Origin of the sequence: Oculatella sp. FACHB-28, from assembly GCF_014696015.1 — a bacterium.
Classification (GTDB): domain Bacteria; phylum Cyanobacteriota; class Cyanobacteriia; order Elainellales; family Elainellaceae; genus JAAUTN01.
Genome location: NZ_JACJPJ010000057.1, coordinates 148,061 through 163,023, shown reverse-complemented (window position 1 = coordinate 163,023; position 14,963 = coordinate 148,061). Strand labels below are relative to the sequence as shown.

Genomic DNA, 14,963 nt, shown 5'->3' with positions numbered 1-14,963 from the left:
TAGCCCCCAACCCCTACCTGTCGTCTTCCCCTGGAAAGATTAACCAGGTGGATGAAGTGCGATCGCCTAATTTTTACCTAAACTGCACTTAAATGGCTTCACAGGAAGTCATTTGCCAATTCTGGCGGTCAGCCAGTATTCTGCTTAAGGCTTCTCTTTTGCCGCTAAACATCTGGACTGAAAGATATACAACATGCGATTTTCTCTTTCTCTTCTTGCTGTAAGTGTTGGCACCATCATTGCTCTCAGTCCCCTGCACTCAGCTTCTGCTCAGTCTCCTGCACGTCTTGGTGGACTTGACGGCAAGGATGAGGTTGAGCATGAAAATTCGATTGGAGCGATCGCAACGGCTTTAGACTCTGCTGAAACCGTCGAAGTTGCTCAAGCTGACGAAGCGGCTCAGCCTGAAAATGACTCAGAGTCAGAAGCCATTGTCGTAGAAACAGAGCCAGTCGCAGCAAGCGATCAATCTAACGCTGAGGCTGATGCTGAGTCAGCGGAGCCAACAGAGCAATCTGACGAGGCAGAGGAACCTAGCAATGCATCTGCCTCCCCGGATGATGCTTCTGCCGATGAGTCAGAAAGAGAGATAACGCCAGAAACATCGTCAGAAACGGCATCAGAAGAAGTATCAGAGCAACTATCCCAAGATCTACCAGCAGGAGATGAGACTGAGGAAACATCGCCCGCCCCATCCCTAGACTCCTCTGACGAAGCTGCCCCCCCAGAAGATGAAGCAGAGGTAGATGACGAGGCAGAAGCAGAAGCGGAAGCAGAGGCAGAAACAGCCGATGAAAACTTGATTCAGGCGGCACCAGAATACCTTAATCCCAGCCCCAATCCACTTCAGTTTCCGACTCAACCTGAAGAGGTAGAAATTGTTGGAACTCAGCCCATTACCTTAGAACAAGCAATTGATCTGGCCGTTCGTAACAACCGTGAGCTTCAGGTGTCCAGGCTAGAACTAGAGCGGGCACAGGCAGCTTTGCGGGAGGTACAGGCAAACAATCTACCCACAGTAGACTTAAATTCAAATCTGACTTTCCAGGAAAACACGCAGCAGCAAGATTCAGGGGCATTACAGGATTTTCTGGATCAGCTTCAGGGAGGTCAAGGTGGCAGCGGTCAATCAGACGAGGATGATGTCAACGTCGTCCTGGGAGGTGCGGTAGAACTCAACTACACGCTGTTTACTGGAGGTCGGCGACCGGCTTTGATTGAGGCAGCTGAGGGACAGGTTCGTTTTCAGGAATTGCAGGTCGAAGCCCAGGAAGAGCAGCTTCGTCTAGATGTCATTAATAACTACTACGACTTGCAAGAAACAGATGAGCAAGTGCGAATTCAAGAGTCAGCACTAGAACAGGCGTTGCAGAGTTTGCGCGATGCCGAAGCACTGGAGCGAGCAGGGGTAGGAACGCGGTTTGACGTGCTGCAAGCCCAAGTGGACGTGGCAAATGCTAGACAGCAGCTTACCCAAGCCCTCAGCCAACGCCAGATTGCCCGTCGTCAAATCGTCCAAACGCTGAGCTTGGCTCAGTCGGTAGAGGTGGCAGCAGCCGATCCCGTGGAGGTGGCAGACCTGTGGGATCTGAGCCTCGAAGAAACAATCGTCTTAGCAATCAGAAATCGGGCTGAGTTAGAGCAACAGCTTGTGCAGCGCGAAGTTAGTGACGCTCAACGACGGGCTGCTTTGGCTCAGTTGAGACCTCAGATTGGTTTGTTTGCGAGCTATAACGTGCAGGACACCTTAAACGAGGATCAAACCGTACAAGACAATTATCAGTTTGGCGCTCAGTTCAATCTGAGTTTGTTTGATGGAGGCGCTGCTAGGGCGCAAGCAGCTCAGGAAGAGGCCAATATTGCGATCGCCGAAACCAATTTTGCAGCGCAGCGCAACCAGATTCGGTTTGATGTAGAAAGCGCTTACTCTAATCTGCAAGCTAACTTCGAGAACATTCAAACCGCGTCCTTAGCCCTGGAACAGGCAAGGGAAGCCCTGCGATTGGCAAGACTGCGATTCCAAGCGGGTGTAGGAACGCAAACAGACGTATTAATCGCGCAATCTGACTTGACCGAAGCAGAGTTTAACCGAGTACAGGCGATTCTAGGTTATAACCGCTCTTTAGCAGAGTTACAGCGTTCTGTGAGCAACTTCCCCTACGCAGGGGTAATTCCAGAACCTTCGCCGCAGGTGCAATAGGAGGAAGAAAGGATGAAAGAGGAAATGTCTTTCTTCTCGCCCTAATCCCTACCCCCTAATCCCCTCCCTTCGGTATAACCTGCTACACCTGGCACTCAGCTACTGGTGGCAAGATTGTCGCATCGGTAGGAGTGTTACCCCTGCTGGCAACCCAATTTGCACCAGTCTTTTCGCCGCATTCTGCTTGGCACTGTCTTTTTTGTTATTACCATTGTTGTGGCGATCGCAGGTTACACAATCGCAGGTTGGGCATTGCTCGATGCCGTTTACATGGTGGTCATTACCATCTTCGGAGTTGGGTATGGCGAAGTTCGCCCAATTGAATCTCCAGCACTCAAGATTTTTACCATTCTGGTGATCATTGCGGGAACGTCGTCAGCAGTTTATATGGTAGGAGGGTTTGTCCAGATGGTGACTGAGGGAGAAATCAACCGCGCTCTGGACGCTCGGCGGATAGCAAAAGGAATTGATACCTTACAACAGCATGTGATTATCTGTGGTTTTGGTCGGATTGGGCAGATCCTGGCAAAGAAGATGATGGAATCGGGTCAACCTTTTGTGATCATCGACAACAACAGCGATCGCCTTGCCAAAGCCGAAGCAATGGGTTATCTAGTTCGCATTGGCAATGCTACCGATGAAACCATTTTGCAGGCTGTCGGAATCTTGAGAGCCAAAGTATTAGCTACTGCGCTGCCAGATGATGCGTCTAATGTATTTATTACATTAACGGCACGAGAAATGAACCCTAACCTGGTAATCATTGCGCGGGGTGAATTTCCCACCACTGAAAAAAAGCTGCGATTGGCAGGAGCCGACCATGTAGTGTTGCCTGCTACAATCGGCGCTTTGCGAATGGCGCACATGATTACTCATCCAGCCTCAATCGACTTTCTCGACCAAAACGACGGTCGCAGTACATTAAGTGAACTGTTAGCAGAAATTGATGTCCAGCTTGATGAGTTGGTAGTTCCTAAAGGCTCACCTCTAGTCGGTGGCATCGTGAGTGACATTGAGGTGCGTGGCAGAGGCACTTTTATTGTGGTAGCGCTACGTCGAAGTGATGGCAGTACGTTTGTCCACCCCAACCACAGCACAGTAATCAAGGAAGGCGATACGGTGATTCTGATGGGACACCGGGGCGATATTCCCAAGTTTGCCGAACACTATGCGCTTAAGCGGCAACTGCGCTATCGAGGGACCCTGCATTAAGCTCATATGGATTCGTTCTCCCCAAAGTTTATTCCTAAGATAGACGCACGGTCTGGCGATCGCCTTTACCTTTGTAGCATTGAGCTTTGGCTCAAGTAATTAACCTAGCGACCGCTAACCTCACCTCTTTATAAACTCATTTCTAAACTTTGGGAAAATCTTATGCAACTCCAAGTTGAATGTAATGATCGGGTTGGCAAGCAACAAGTTTGCCGAACATGCGATCGCGTTTTCAAAATGCAGGCAGCAAAAGTAATCATCTGCGACGACCAAGGAGAAAACTGTGGCGCTGTTTGCCCCACCTGCATTGGTAGAGGATATGGTTGGCTCAGTAGTCAGTTTGAACAATTGACAACCCCTCACAAGAAATCGGTTACCGCAGTACTTACACCGGTCACTGGGATAGACAGGGCACTCACTCATACAAAATCTGCCTAAACACCCAATTGATCGTGTATCACACCACGTACATCCTTATTGGAGGAACATCTTTCAAGGCGATCGCTACCACTGCGATGCTGATCCTTACCCGATAATCCAGGCTCACTGATCCAATATATCGAGTTGAAATTCTTACCGTGCAAGAATTTCAACTCGATATATTGGATTTCCTACAGTGAGCGATATTGGATAATTCCGAGGATTTGAAGATGGTTAGTCGATCGTCCTACTCCCAAATCAGTTCGGCTTATAATCACCTGCCACCGCTTGAAAATGACGATCGCCTAACTCGTCCTGAGAGCGGTTGCTTCGCAGTTTCCCAAAGGGGTAATTGACACAGGCAGCAAAAAGCAAGCCTATCGTCGCAATGGAGTATTGGGATATATCATCTGGGAAGCATTTGAGAATCAACTAGAGTGGTTCCAACTGCTAGATGGAGATTATCAGCAACTCATGCCTGATGCAGATGAGATCATGCACAGTCAAGTGTTTCCAGGCTTATGGTTGGCAGTCGAAGCACTATTGAATAACCAGATGGAACGAGTGTTAGAAGTGATGCAAGTGGGGTTAAATTCACCGGAATATTCGCGTTTGTAGAGCAGTTAAAGCAAGGATAAACGAGTGGAGTTCTAGGTTCTAGCTAAAGGAAGGGCATCGGGCGTTGCTGAATATGGGTTTGATTCACGGATCTCAATCCCCCCTGTGGGGGCATGGCAATGCCATGTCTCTACGAAATCCATACATCACATCAGCAATGCCGGGCATTTGCAACCAGGGCAGCATTTTTAATGTAGCGATACTGAAAGTGAGAATTATAGTTTTCATTAATTAAGTTGTGATTTGAAACAAGCATGACTTGGGTAGAACTCATAAAATGAAAACTGGGCAAATTAGCAGGACGCAGATATGAGGAAGCTGGGAATTTGGTTGGCGTTATTTTTCGTCACGCTAGTAGGAGTCATCACCGGGTGGAACTGGCACGGAATTCAACTCCGACCTCAGATTTTAGAAACCAGCTTTCAGCAAAGTCCCGTCCGTTCGCGATCGCCCCAATCACGTGCAGAAATGCCTGCTCCGATCGAGGCACCCGCCATCAACCCAGACCGAGTGCTGGCGGATGTCGAGGCACTTGCCTTTAAGCGACACAGCGAAGCAGAGCGGAGCCGCACCCGAGACTACATTGCTTCGGCTTTACGGGAAGCAGATTGGCTGCCCCAGTTCCAAACCTTCGAGAATGGCATTAATGTCGTGGCAGAGCGCTCAGGAACCGATCCGTCGGCTGGGGCAATCTTGGTCGCAGCACACTACGACTCCATAGAGCAATCGCCCGGTGTAGACGACAACGCTACTGGGGTTGCGGCTGTGCTGGAAACGGCTCGGCTACTGGGGCAACTTCCCACGCCGCGAACACTCAAGCTTGCCCTATTTGACCTGGAAGAGGTCGGACTGCTGGGCAGTTTAGCCTACGCGGCAGATGATAGTCTGACCGAGAATTTAGAAGGCGCAATCGTGATGGATATGATTGGGTTTGCTTGTCACACCGAGGGCTGTCAGCAATATCCCGCTGGGCTGCCCATCAGCCCACCCACCGATCGGGGAGACTTTTTGGCGGTAATTGGCGATCGTGGTCATATGTCCCTAATCAACGCTTTCCATGAAACTAGTCAGTCAGATTTGCCTCAGGTCTTGAGCTTACCGATTCCGCTGTTAGGACCGCTCACCCCTGATTTGTTGCGAAGCGACCATGCCCCCTTTTGGCAAAAAGGCATCGGCGCAGTCATGGTGACAGACACCGCCAACTACCGCAATCCTAACTATCACCAACCCACAGACACACTCGACAAAATCGATCGCCCCTTCCTAACCGGAGCAACTCAATTGGTAATAAACGCCACAACCGCTTTATTGAGTACTCCAGGAAACCTGACCAATGATGCCGCTGCCCCTGCGCCCAACCTGCTGGATGAAACGTCAACAACACCATTGTGAAAAGGGCGTTGCACATTTAATAAGTGATTTTCGTAGGGGCACGCCATTGCCGTGACCCTACAGCAGGCGATTCACATGTCAGGAATTTCCGCGTCCTTCTCAATTTGTGCAACGCCCTGAAAAGTAGGGGAAAGCAGGATTCCTGTTTGCTCTTGAGCAAAATTTAGGGTTGATTTAATTCATAGTTACTTAGCACAGCAGTATAGTATTTTGAGAGATAAGTAACAAAAGATAAATATCGGACTCATAAATATGCTCCTCTCTTCTCTTACTTCAACTTTGGCAAAACTTCTGCGTGGGTTGCTGCTAGCTGCTGTAGGACTGATTTTTGTTGCTCAAGTCAGCGCTGCACCCGCTTACGCTACAAGCGTTTACAGTATGCCGAGTCTAGCGGCAGGGGATTCCACTTGGGTCGTTGACGAAGCAGAAATCTTAAGCCGTTTGAACGAAGGCAGAATCAGCGGTGAATTAGAAAAGCTCGCCCAGTCGACAGGCAACGAAGTTCGATTTGTAACGGTGCATCGGCTCGATTATGGGGAAACGATCCAGAGCTTTGCCGATCAGCTTTTTGAGCAGTGGTTCCCTACCCCTGAAGCGCAAGCCAATCAAACGTTGCTGGTGTTAGACAACGTCACTAATAATGTTGCGATTCGGACGGGCGATCGCGTCAAAGCAACCTTAAATGATGAAATTGCCCAAAGTGTAGCCCAGGAAACTGTCATGGTGCCGTTGCGCCAAGACAACAAGTACAACCAGGCATTTTTGGATGCAAGCGATCGCCTGGTTGCCGTTCTCTCTGGTCAGCCTGATCCCGGACCACCTGTCGTAGACAACACCGTTTTGGTTGAAGGCACCTTCGCCACCCCTGAAGACACCGAAAAAAGTAACGCAACCGTCTGGGTTGTGGGTTTCCTAGTTGCCGCAACGGTCATTCCAATGGCAACCTACTACCTGTATCAAATTCTTCAGGGCTAATTCTGTGAGGGAAATTTTTCGTTCGCTTAGCGAACAAAAAATTTCCCTTGTTTACTTTAGTCCTGTATATATTCCTCCCCACTGACTAAGGCTGTCTCTGCCCGCACCAATTCTCTTCCCAGATAGGCAGCGTGGTCGAGGTAGTTGACCAGGGGAGGTTTCATCTCTTCAAACAGTTTGATGCAAAGTTCTTTAGCGGTTCTGCCGCTAAATACAGCGTTAGCCGTTCGTTCGACTTTGCCCCGCACAGGGATGGGTTTGCCCGTCTCTGGATCAAGTGCTAATCCTTTTTCACTGATCACGTTGGTGAAATGCTTGACGCAAATTAACTCCTCCTCCCGATCTAAGTAGATGATGAAATAGCCACCCGGATCGAGTTCAATGTAGCGCTGGGAATATTTGCGATCGATTTCGGCTAGTCGTTGAGCAATCTGATTCATAACTCTGTCAAACGGGCTGTTGTATATACAAAAGTTTTACTGAACTTAGAATTTTTAGTTGTCGAATTTCAGCTTGGAACAGGCTAATACAATTTTGAAGTGCATCGTCTCGCTCACTCAGACACTCTCCTCTGGCTCAAGCATTCCAGGTGGAATCCTTACCGTTTGTACGATGTGTATGCTTCTGAGTTTAGGTTTGTCAATTTCTAGTTTAAGGTCTTAAGGCAAGGCAGATTCATTCAATCAGATGAGCTATTGGGTGGATTGTGGAAGGAGGCGATCGCTAATTCTAAACACCATGACTGATTCTTATTTGGGAAAGCTGTACGGCGTTGGCGTTGGTCCAGGTGATCCAGAGTTGATCACTTTGAAGGGGCTTCGCCTGCTTAAGTGCGTTCCTGTAGTTGCATTTCCGGCCGGGCTGTCTGGAAAATTGGGGATCGCAGAACGAATTGTACAGGAGTGGCTCCAGCCAGATCAGATCCGTTTGGCGCTAAGTTTTCCTTACGTGCAAGATGCAAAAACTTTGACCGAAGCATGGCAAGCAGCAGCCGAGCAGGTTTGGCAATACCTGACGCAGGGGCAGGACGTAGCATTTGTGTCCGAAGGAGATGTGAGCTTTTACAGCACCTTTACCTATCTGGCGCAAACGCTGCTGCATTCTCATCCCGAAGTTGAGGTGCAGACGATCCCCGGCATTTGTTCGCCGCTGGCAGCAACGGCAGCACTGGGACTTCCATTGACTCTCTGGAATCAACGCTTAATTGTTTTGCCTGCTCTTCACACCGTTGCAGATTTGGAAACTGCGATCGCTACTGCCGACGTAGTCGTTTTACTAAAGGTAAGTTCTGTCTATGAGCAGGTCTGGGCAGTGCTCAATCGGCACGGACTGCTTCAGCAAAGCTATGTGGTAGAACGAGCTACATTACCTGAGCAGGTAATCTATGCTGATCTAAGCGATCGCCCTCAGCTCAAGCTCCCCTACTTTTCTTTACTGATCGTCCAGGTTCACCGGGCGGATTTAGGATAAGGATGAAGAAAAAACTACAAGGGATATCCAGACGTTCCCGCTCCTGGGCTGTCAGACAGGAACGTAAATCTAGTACGCTTGGTCAGTACGCTTGGTCGCTATCTACCCCATTCATCTGAAATTCCTTGCCCCCTAGCTTGAACAGAGTCCTCCACTTGCTATGTTCCGATCTTCCTTCGCTCGCTCTATTGGCCCAACCCTGAGTCAGGTTGTGCGTCAGCCTGGCTGGATTGCAACTGCCCTCTCGATAGGTGTTCATGGGCTGCTGTGGGGTGTTCTGCCAATTTTGCCGTCTTCGTTTTTGGCGGAAGAGGCAGATGATCAGCGCACCGTTGGGGTTGTAGAGCTATCGCCCGAGGAGCTAGCCCGCGTTCCAGATTTCTCCACGCCAAGTCTGGAACTGCCACCGCTTTCTGAATCTGATTTATATTCGCTCACGCCGGTGCCCAATCAGGCTCCGCCGTCTCAGCTTTTTCCGCCGTTCCCACCCTTTTCGCCCGATCTTTATCCATCCTATGAGCCGCCGCCTGGTCCTCCAGCAACCAGACAGGCACCCTCGACCTCTCCCTCGACCTCTGTTTCACCGTCGCCAACGCCGTCCGCTTCTCCCTCACCTTCGCCTTCACCCGGAACTGTTGCACCGACCAACCCTGGCGTGGCTCGAAATCCTGATTTAGATAACCTCACAGGCAGGGCGGGTACCGGTTCGAGTCCTGTGCCAGAAGACAATCCACGTCCTCAAGACAACCGCACCGCGGAACAGCGGCTACAGGATTCGATCGCTCAACGTCGAGCGGCGATCGCCCGTCTGGGCGCTGACTCTAGCGGGACGACCCAGGAGGAAGCTAGAACAACCTTCGTTGAATGGTTTGAAACTCAGGTCGAAGAGGGAGCCGATAGTGAATGGAAGTCGATGGAAATTGCCGCGGTCTATCCGGCAGAAGCTTGTCCACTAGAAGTTGAACCTGCGGCTGTGTATGGAGTCGTGGTAGACAAAGAGAATAAGCTGGTTGGCGAACCCAAACTGGTTCAAAGCTCTGGCTATCAGTTGTTTAATCAGAAGGCGTTGGAGACAGTTGCCACTTACGAGTTTGAGAACGAATCGGATGCCAATCAGGTTTACGTGGTCACAGTCAAATTTGACCACACCGCTGAATCTTGTCAGGCTCCTGCTCCACAAGCCGACGAACCACCTGCGGGTTAGGTCTACTCAAAGCTGATTATTCCAGCAGGTCAGATTCTTCGCGCACAATCTTGTCGTAGAGCGGCTGAAAGCAAAACCAGCCAGAAGAGGGCGTACCAACCTGAGTTTGGGCAAGCTGAGCAATTTCTGGCTTGATCAGGATAGGATTGCCTGCCGCTTCTGCCATCATCTGCACCTGGCAGGATCGCTCCATCGTGATAAACCACCAGGCAGCTTCATCGACGGAATGCCCGACGGTTAATAGTCCGTGATTTTGTAGGATGACAGCTTTGCGATCGCCCAGAGTTGCGGCAATGCGATCGCCCTCAGAAGTATCCAGCACCACACCCGTATAGTCTGAAAACACCGCATGGTCTTGATAAAACGAGCAGGCATCTTGGGTTAGGGGATCAAGCGTCCTGCCAAACGTAGACCACGCCTTGCCATAGGTCGAGTGAGAATGCGCCGCCGCTACAACATCAGGGCGATGAGCATGAATCGGTGCATGAATCGCAAAAGCTGCCTGGTTAACGGGCTGATTTCCCTTAATGACATCACCGTCACTGCTGACCAGAATCAGATCAGACACCCGAATTTGACCAAAATACATGCCAAAGGGATTGACCCAAAAGTGGTCAGGAAATTCGGGATCGCGTACTGTGATGTGTCCTGCGATGCCTTCATCAAAACCATAGCGAGCGAACAAACGAAATGCAGCTGCCAAGCGCTGTTTGCGGTGTAGTCGTTCGTCTTCAACGCGCTCAAATACAGGAGGTTGGGGAAGAGCAAATTCTGACATTGCAACCCTCAGTGGTTAAATTGCAGTAGGAACTACTCAGTATAGACCCCTCAATCCTAAAGCAATTTATTCAAAACTTAAGTCTGCTTGTACAGGTACAATTCATTGCGTCTCTGTCAGAGCATCTACCATCGCAACAAATTTTTAATCTCTATCAACCCGTCTTTTCAGAAAGCTAGCACTGCTAAAAATAATAAAAACAACACTTCCAGGAAGGGGATGAAACGCAAAGGGAAAAAGCCAATCAACTTCTACTCCCTCTTTCCCTTAGCCTAAAAGCATTGCAGACCTAAAAGAAGTTCCAGGGCAAACCCCGAATAATCTTTTACGGAATGAATTTAGCAAAGAAATGCCAAACTCATCCGGAGGAATTATGAGTTGACGAGGAGATAATGAAGTTCGTCTGCTTCACGTGACTCCTGACGAATTTGCCCTTCCATTGCTGCCTGTTGGAGCTTGATAAAGGCATTCAGGTCTTCCCAGCCATACTTGGTCTGCTGGAGCAGTCTCCGCAGCTGATCTTCCGCCTCTAAAGGCAGGTAGCCAGTTTCCAGCGTTTGTCCGACGATTTCACGAATAGAAGTCATACCAGTACTCTTGAGAGTTAGAGCAGATTTAGATAGAGCTTTGGAGCTAGATTTTTGAGCGGCGATCGCTCTGTGATCTAGATCGGGCAGTGCTTCACATTTACATCAAGAAGTGTTTACAGTCCTTCAGGTTCCCGAATTGGTGAAATTACTGATAAAGCAGTGAATCGCACAGCCAGAGCGGCTTTGAGGTGAATAGAAAGCGCTTGCCAGCGTGAACTTGCTTAAGAAATGCTGTGCAAACTCGACTTTCTCATAGGCATACTGTAATGCATCCTTGTAGAAGCTAGCGTATCTCATATCACAATTTTGATGAGAATTTTCGCCAAAATTGAGATAAAACGCTCTAGCCTAAACTTTATTTCCTGTGCTATGTACGATGATAACCTAATAGATCTTGTCTAACTTCAGCAGCGTGTGCAATAGCACATTTGCACCCTGAACGCACTGTTGGGGAGAAGTGTATTCGGCTTCGGAGTGACTAACCCCCGATTGGCTAGGCACAAAAATCATGCCCATGTCGGTGATTCGACCAACTTCCAGGGCATCGTGTCCGGCACGGCTGGGCAGGTAGCAGTAGCTTAGCCCTAGTTCTCGGCAGACTAATTCGATCGTGTCTTGAATCTGGGGCATTGCGGGAGTGGGTTCAACATTAAGCAGCGGCGTGATTTGAATGGCGGTGTGGGTGGCGGCGGCGATCGCTTCCACAGCCTGCTTGAGCTGCATCCGCATTTGATTCAGGCAGTTTTTCGACAAGTCGCGCATGTCTACGGTTAGCTCGACCTGACCGGGCACAATATTTACCGCGTTTGGGGAAACTGTCAGGTAGCCAACGGTAGCAACGGGTCGGCTAGGCATCTGTCGGGCAATTTCCTGAACGGTTAGGACAATTTGGGCAGCAGCAACGAGGGCATCCTGGCGCGTATCCATTGGAGTCGTGCCTGCATGGTTTGCTTGACCTGTGATGGCGATCGCCTCACGCACCATCCCGACAACACCCTGGACAACTCCGATTTCAGCTTGAGTGTTTTCTAAGACTGCGCCTTGCTCGACGTGCAGTTCTACAAAGGCGGTCAGGTCTGCGCGAGTGCGTTTGGCGGTAGCCAGGTCATCCCAGTTGCCGCCCAGGTTTTCCAGGCACGCCTGGATTGATTCGCCTACTTTGGGTTTGTACTGTTCAGGAGCGTTAAGCAGAACGGTTCCAGCGATCGCCTGAGAACCGATCATGCTGCTCTCCTCATCGGTGAAAACAATGACTTGAATCGGATGCCTTGGGCGCAGATCATTGTCCCGCAAGGTTCGTACCACCTCAATCCCAGCCAGCACACCCAAAACGCCATCAAAGCGTCCCCCTGATGGAACCGTATCAATGTGAGAGCCAGTCGCCAGGGCAGGGATGTTCTCTTTGCCAGCGTAGGTGCCGATCAGGTTTCCGGCTGCGTCTGTTTTGACGCTCATGCCTGCCTCAACCATCCACTGCTGCACCAGATAGCGAGCCTGCAAGTCTTCTGGGGTAAAGGCCAGGCGACAAATGCTGCCACTGGGCTGTTTACCAATTCGGGCTAGACGATTGATGCTGTCGTTGAGGCGATCGCCATTAATAGAAAGGAGCGAAGTAGTAATCATCAGATGCATCCTGAAAGTTATTGGGGAGCAAAGGCAGACAGCATTCCCATATAGGGTTTGGCGATCGGGTATGCCAGGTCGCCAACTTTACTGGTGGTCAATCCTAGACTGACTAACATCTCCACAAATTTCACCGCCACACTCACGCCATCAATTACTGGAATGCCAAGCTGGCTGCTGATCTCAGTCGCCAGGTCAGCCATGCCGCCACAGCCCAGGGCGATCGCCCCACAGCCATCTTCTTTTAGCGCAATTTGGCACTCCTTCAGAATCATCGTTTTAGCGAATGAGTCTGCTTCTAAACTGAGAACGGGCAGGTTAACAGCTCGAATTTTGCGACAAGAGTGAGTCATGCCATAACGTTCGACCAGATGTTGAGCAATGATTTGAGTGCGGCTTAACGTCGTCACAATGGAAAATCCTGTTGCCACAAAAGTGGCAGCGTGCATGGCAGCTTCGGCAATTCCTAAAACCGGACCTTTTGCCAATTCACGTGCCGCAAGCAGCCCCGGATCACCAAAACAGGCAATCACATAACCATCAACCCCCTCTGTTTCCCCTTTGCGAATTTCCTCCAAGATTCCTACCACACTCAGGGCTTCGTCGTAGTGTCCTTCGATTGAAACTGGACCCGTGGTTGGATTGCAAGCAATAATCTCAGTGCCAGGACTAGCGACTCTGCAAGCCGCGATGCCGATCTTTTCGGTCATGCTAGCAGTCGTGTTGGGGTTGATGACTTTGATTTTCATGAATGACAATCACAGGGCAGCGCAAGGGGCAGGGTATCTAGATAGAGTAGTTGCTTTCCTTCAGCAATTTGGCATTTTTTCTCACTTTTACCCCACCTTTTGAGGCTAACAGGACTCTTTCGTTCAGCTTGTACCCATTCCAAAAATTAGGGCTACGGATGGAAGGGCACCCCGCACTGTGGGGTGCCCTTCCATCCGTAGCCTCTTTTTAGAGAAAGGTTATAGAAGTTTCGCTGGGTTGACGAAAGCGGCAGTTTGGTGCGGTTAGGGAGCTGAGTACAAACCTAGTTGGTAGTTCTGCTTTTCGCTTAGCCGTTAGTTGCCCAAAAATGGGAGAAAGCCTTGGAAAACCTTGTATTAGCTTATCAAAAAGAACTCAAAATCTTTCCTCTACTCTAAAGCTTAGGACAGGAGCGTTGAAGTAGCGATTTCGAGCCGCAAAGATACTGCTTGCGTAACCAAAGTCATTATCTGTATAGGAGTAGCCATCTAAAAAGTATAAGTATAATTTCATACATTAGAGTATAATTCCGCACTCTAAGCAAACAAGCGGAATAAAGAGCTGTCATACCTTCTGCTGTTGAAACCACCATGTTCTAAATAGCAAAAGATTCTCGCTTCAAGGATCTTTGCAGTTTCTTTCTATAATAGACGGTCTACTAACTATCTGATTTCTACTTAATCTGCTTATCCAGAGTTTGAAAAAGCAAATTGACAACTATCTTAAGCAAGATGTGTCTTGCATTTTTCATTATTTTGTCGTAATTAATACTTACACGTACTTCCATGACCTACTAATATCTCATGGGAAATTGAAGTTCGACCTTCGCCAGTACGGTCAAGGTTCAGAAAAATTTTCTCTGAAACGGAGAATTTGAGTTAATCAACGCCAACCCGAGGACACTAAAGTGCAAAAGCATCTACTAGGCTCAGTCAGTCCAGTCTTTTTAATACGCTGGGCTGTTGTTAGCTTCCACCTTCACTACCTTTCATAGTGACTGTTGAGCAAGGCTACTTGGAGCCGAATAGCTTTTTGAGTGCGGAATTGACTCACCTATCTGTGCAGCGCAGGACTACTTTCCCTGCTCAAATGGAGCAATAGTGTAGTTCCCTCGCAGATACGTGAATAGGCGTTTTTGTGAGTTATTAGTAGTCAATTTAAAAGCACTGAGACACGACCACAAGCTTCTTCATAGCAGACTAACAGCCCTTTGAAAGACATTGGTTGATCCAATTTTCCTGGGTCTAGTTTGTAGCGAATTGCGACTAGTTCTAAGTGGCGATCGCTAGGTGAAAACTTGTGTCTAGTTATCTCGCGAGTTTATTAAGTTGATTGCCTGCTGCTCGCTGTTCCGTCCTGCATCATAGTGGAGTGCAAAATGAGATTAAGCAGTGCTTTTCGCCGTTATCATCGACAACTTGCCATAATCATGTGCTTGCCCCTAGCACTGACCATAATTTCAGGAATGGCTTACCCCATTTTTAGCGAATGGCTTTCCCTGAATAGCGTGGCGGGGTTTCTAGTTCAAGTTCATTCAGGTAGAATCTTTGGATTACAAGGGATTTACCCCCTCCTCAATGGATTGGGTCTAGCAGGATTATTAGTTACAGGAATGAGCATGACAAGCCTATCTCGTCAACGCTCTATGAAAGATACTTTGAGTGGCAGCCGTTCTGAAAAAGTGGCTCCAGACTATATCGAGAGATAGTTTGCAACCAAGCTGTTTCTCAA

15 protein-coding genes are annotated in these 14,963 nt (G+C 49.1%); 9 read left to right on the top strand and 6 right to left on the bottom strand.

Translation table 11 applies throughout. The features are described 5' to 3' along the window. Positions 1-193 precede the first annotated feature (193 nt). The 6 genes from H6F88_RS11925 to H6F88_RS11900 all read left to right on the top strand — a co-directional run bounded on the left by H6F88_RS11925 (position 194) and on the right by H6F88_RS11900 (position 6,817). Complete coding sequence (locus H6F88_RS11925; RefSeq protein WP_190642952.1) at positions 194-2,200, top strand: TolC family protein; 2,007 nt, start codon at positions 194-196, stop codon at positions 2,198-2,200. A 156-nt stretch (positions 2,201-2,356) separates the two neighbouring features. Continuing rightward, entirely contained in the window at positions 2,357-3,412 is a 1,056-nt protein-coding gene (locus H6F88_RS11920) for a potassium channel protein (protein ID WP_190642951.1), read from the top strand. Positions 3,413-3,574: 162 nt separating this feature from the next. Then, positions 3,575-3,850 carry a hypothetical protein gene (locus tag H6F88_RS11915; RefSeq protein ID WP_190642950.1) on the top strand — a complete coding sequence of 92 codons (276 nt, stop codon included), beginning with the start codon at positions 3,575-3,577 and terminating at the stop codon, positions 3,848-3,850. A gap of 378 nt (positions 3,851-4,228) precedes the next feature. Further along, complete coding sequence (locus H6F88_RS11910) at positions 4,229-4,450, top strand: Uma2 family endonuclease (RefSeq protein WP_242050507.1); 222 nt, start codon at positions 4,229-4,231, stop codon at positions 4,448-4,450. A gap of 309 nt (positions 4,451-4,759) precedes the next feature. After that, positions 4,760-5,842: a M28 family peptidase gene (locus H6F88_RS11905; RefSeq protein WP_190642949.1), complete on the top strand. Its 1,083-nt coding sequence runs from the start codon at positions 4,760-4,762 to the stop codon at positions 5,840-5,842. 252 nt (positions 5,843-6,094) lie between these two features. Then, positions 6,095-6,817, top strand: coding sequence for a TPM domain-containing protein (locus H6F88_RS11900; RefSeq protein ID WP_190642948.1), 723 nt, complete (start codon positions 6,095-6,097; stop codon positions 6,815-6,817). 56 nt (positions 6,818-6,873) lie between these two features. On the opposite strand, the gene H6F88_RS11895 is transcribed toward H6F88_RS11900, so the two are convergent. Further along, the gene (locus H6F88_RS11895) at positions 6,874-7,257 is read right to left on the bottom strand and encodes a DUF4346 domain-containing protein (RefSeq protein WP_190642947.1); all 384 of its coding nucleotides are present in this window, start codon (positions 7,255-7,257) and stop codon (positions 6,874-6,876) included. A gap of 298 nt (positions 7,258-7,555) precedes the next feature. On the opposite strand from H6F88_RS11895, the gene H6F88_RS11890 reads away from it, so the two are divergent. Together H6F88_RS11890 and H6F88_RS11885 are read left to right on the top strand one after the other, a co-directional pair. Next, positions 7,556-8,287, top strand: a complete 732-nt coding sequence (locus tag H6F88_RS11890; protein ID WP_190642946.1) for a precorrin-2 C(20)-methyltransferase — start codon at positions 7,556-7,558, stop codon at positions 8,285-8,287. Positions 8,288-8,447: 160 nt separating this feature from the next. Next, positions 8,448-9,491, top strand: coding sequence for a hypothetical protein (locus H6F88_RS11885; protein ID WP_190642945.1), 1,044 nt, complete (start codon positions 8,448-8,450; stop codon positions 9,489-9,491). A 16-nt stretch (positions 9,492-9,507) separates the two neighbouring features. Here H6F88_RS11885 and H6F88_RS11880 read toward each other — a convergent pair whose 3' ends face one another. The 5 genes from H6F88_RS11880 to H6F88_RS11860 all read right to left on the bottom strand — a co-directional run bounded on the left by H6F88_RS11880 (position 9,508) and on the right by H6F88_RS11860 (position 13,231). Continuing rightward, positions 9,508-10,269 (bottom strand): class II aldolase/adducin family protein, encoded by a 762-nt coding sequence (locus tag H6F88_RS11880; RefSeq protein ID WP_190642944.1) that lies wholly within the window; start codon positions 10,267-10,269, stop codon positions 9,508-9,510. A 371-nt stretch (positions 10,270-10,640) separates the two neighbouring features. Then, a complete protein-coding gene (locus H6F88_RS11875) occupies positions 10,641-10,856 on the bottom strand; it encodes a hypothetical protein (RefSeq protein ID WP_190642943.1) in 216 nt (71 codons plus the stop codon). Positions 10,857-10,982: 126 nt separating this feature from the next. After that, on the bottom strand, positions 10,983-11,156 hold the full coding sequence (locus tag H6F88_RS11870; RefSeq protein WP_190642942.1) for a hypothetical protein: 174 nt from the start codon (positions 11,154-11,156) through the stop codon (positions 10,983-10,985). A gap of 87 nt (positions 11,157-11,243) precedes the next feature. Further along, complete coding sequence (locus H6F88_RS11865) at positions 11,244-12,482, bottom strand: Zn-dependent hydrolase (protein ID WP_190642941.1); 1,239 nt, start codon at positions 12,480-12,482, stop codon at positions 11,244-11,246. Between the two features lie 17 nt (positions 12,483-12,499). Further along, positions 12,500-13,231: an aspartate/glutamate racemase family protein gene (locus H6F88_RS11860; RefSeq protein WP_277882164.1), complete on the bottom strand. Its 732-nt coding sequence runs from the start codon at positions 13,229-13,231 to the stop codon at positions 12,500-12,502. 1,379 nt (positions 13,232-14,610) lie between these two features. On the opposite strand from H6F88_RS11860, the gene H6F88_RS11855 reads away from it, so the two are divergent. Beyond that, a complete protein-coding gene (locus H6F88_RS11855) occupies positions 14,611-14,940 on the top strand; it encodes a peptidase (protein WP_190642939.1) in 330 nt (109 codons plus the stop codon). Positions 14,941-14,963 lie beyond the last annotated feature (23 nt).

Coding starts and splice junctions, on each gene's coding strand:
- H6F88_RS11925 (WP_190642952.1), top strand. CDS start 194: ATGCGATTTTCTCTTTCTCTTCTTGCTGTAAGTGTTGGCACCATCATT.
- H6F88_RS11915 (WP_190642950.1), top strand. CDS start 3,575: ATGCAACTCCAAGTTGAATGTAATGATCGGGTTGGCAAGCAACAAGTT.
- H6F88_RS11905 (WP_190642949.1), top strand. CDS start 4,760: ATGAGGAAGCTGGGAATTTGGTTGGCGTTATTTTTCGTCACGCTAGTA.
- H6F88_RS11900 (WP_190642948.1), top strand. CDS start 6,095: ATGCTCCTCTCTTCTCTTACTTCAACTTTGGCAAAACTTCTGCGTGGG.
- H6F88_RS11895 (WP_190642947.1), bottom strand. CDS start 7,257: ATGAATCAGATTGCTCAACGACTAGCCGAAATCGATCGCAAATATTCC.
- H6F88_RS11890 (WP_190642946.1), top strand. CDS start 7,556: ATGACTGATTCTTATTTGGGAAAGCTGTACGGCGTTGGCGTTGGTCCA.
- H6F88_RS11885 (WP_190642945.1), top strand. CDS start 8,448: ATGTTCCGATCTTCCTTCGCTCGCTCTATTGGCCCAACCCTGAGTCAG.
- H6F88_RS11880 (WP_190642944.1), bottom strand. CDS start 10,269: ATGTCAGAATTTGCTCTTCCCCAACCTCCTGTATTTGAGCGCGTTGAA.
- H6F88_RS11875 (WP_190642943.1), bottom strand. CDS start 10,856: ATGACTTCTATTCGTGAAATCGTCGGACAAACGCTGGAAACTGGCTAC.
- H6F88_RS11870 (WP_190642942.1), bottom strand. CDS start 11,156: ATGAGATACGCTAGCTTCTACAAGGATGCATTACAGTATGCCTATGAG.
- H6F88_RS11865 (WP_190642941.1), bottom strand. CDS start 12,482: ATGATTACTACTTCGCTCCTTTCTATTAATGGCGATCGCCTCAACGAC.
- H6F88_RS11860 (WP_277882164.1), bottom strand. CDS start 13,231: ATGAAAATCAAAGTCATCAACCCCAACACGACTGCTAGCATGACCGAA.
- H6F88_RS11855 (WP_190642939.1), top strand. CDS start 14,611: ATGAGATTAAGCAGTGCTTTTCGCCGTTATCATCGACAACTTGCCATA.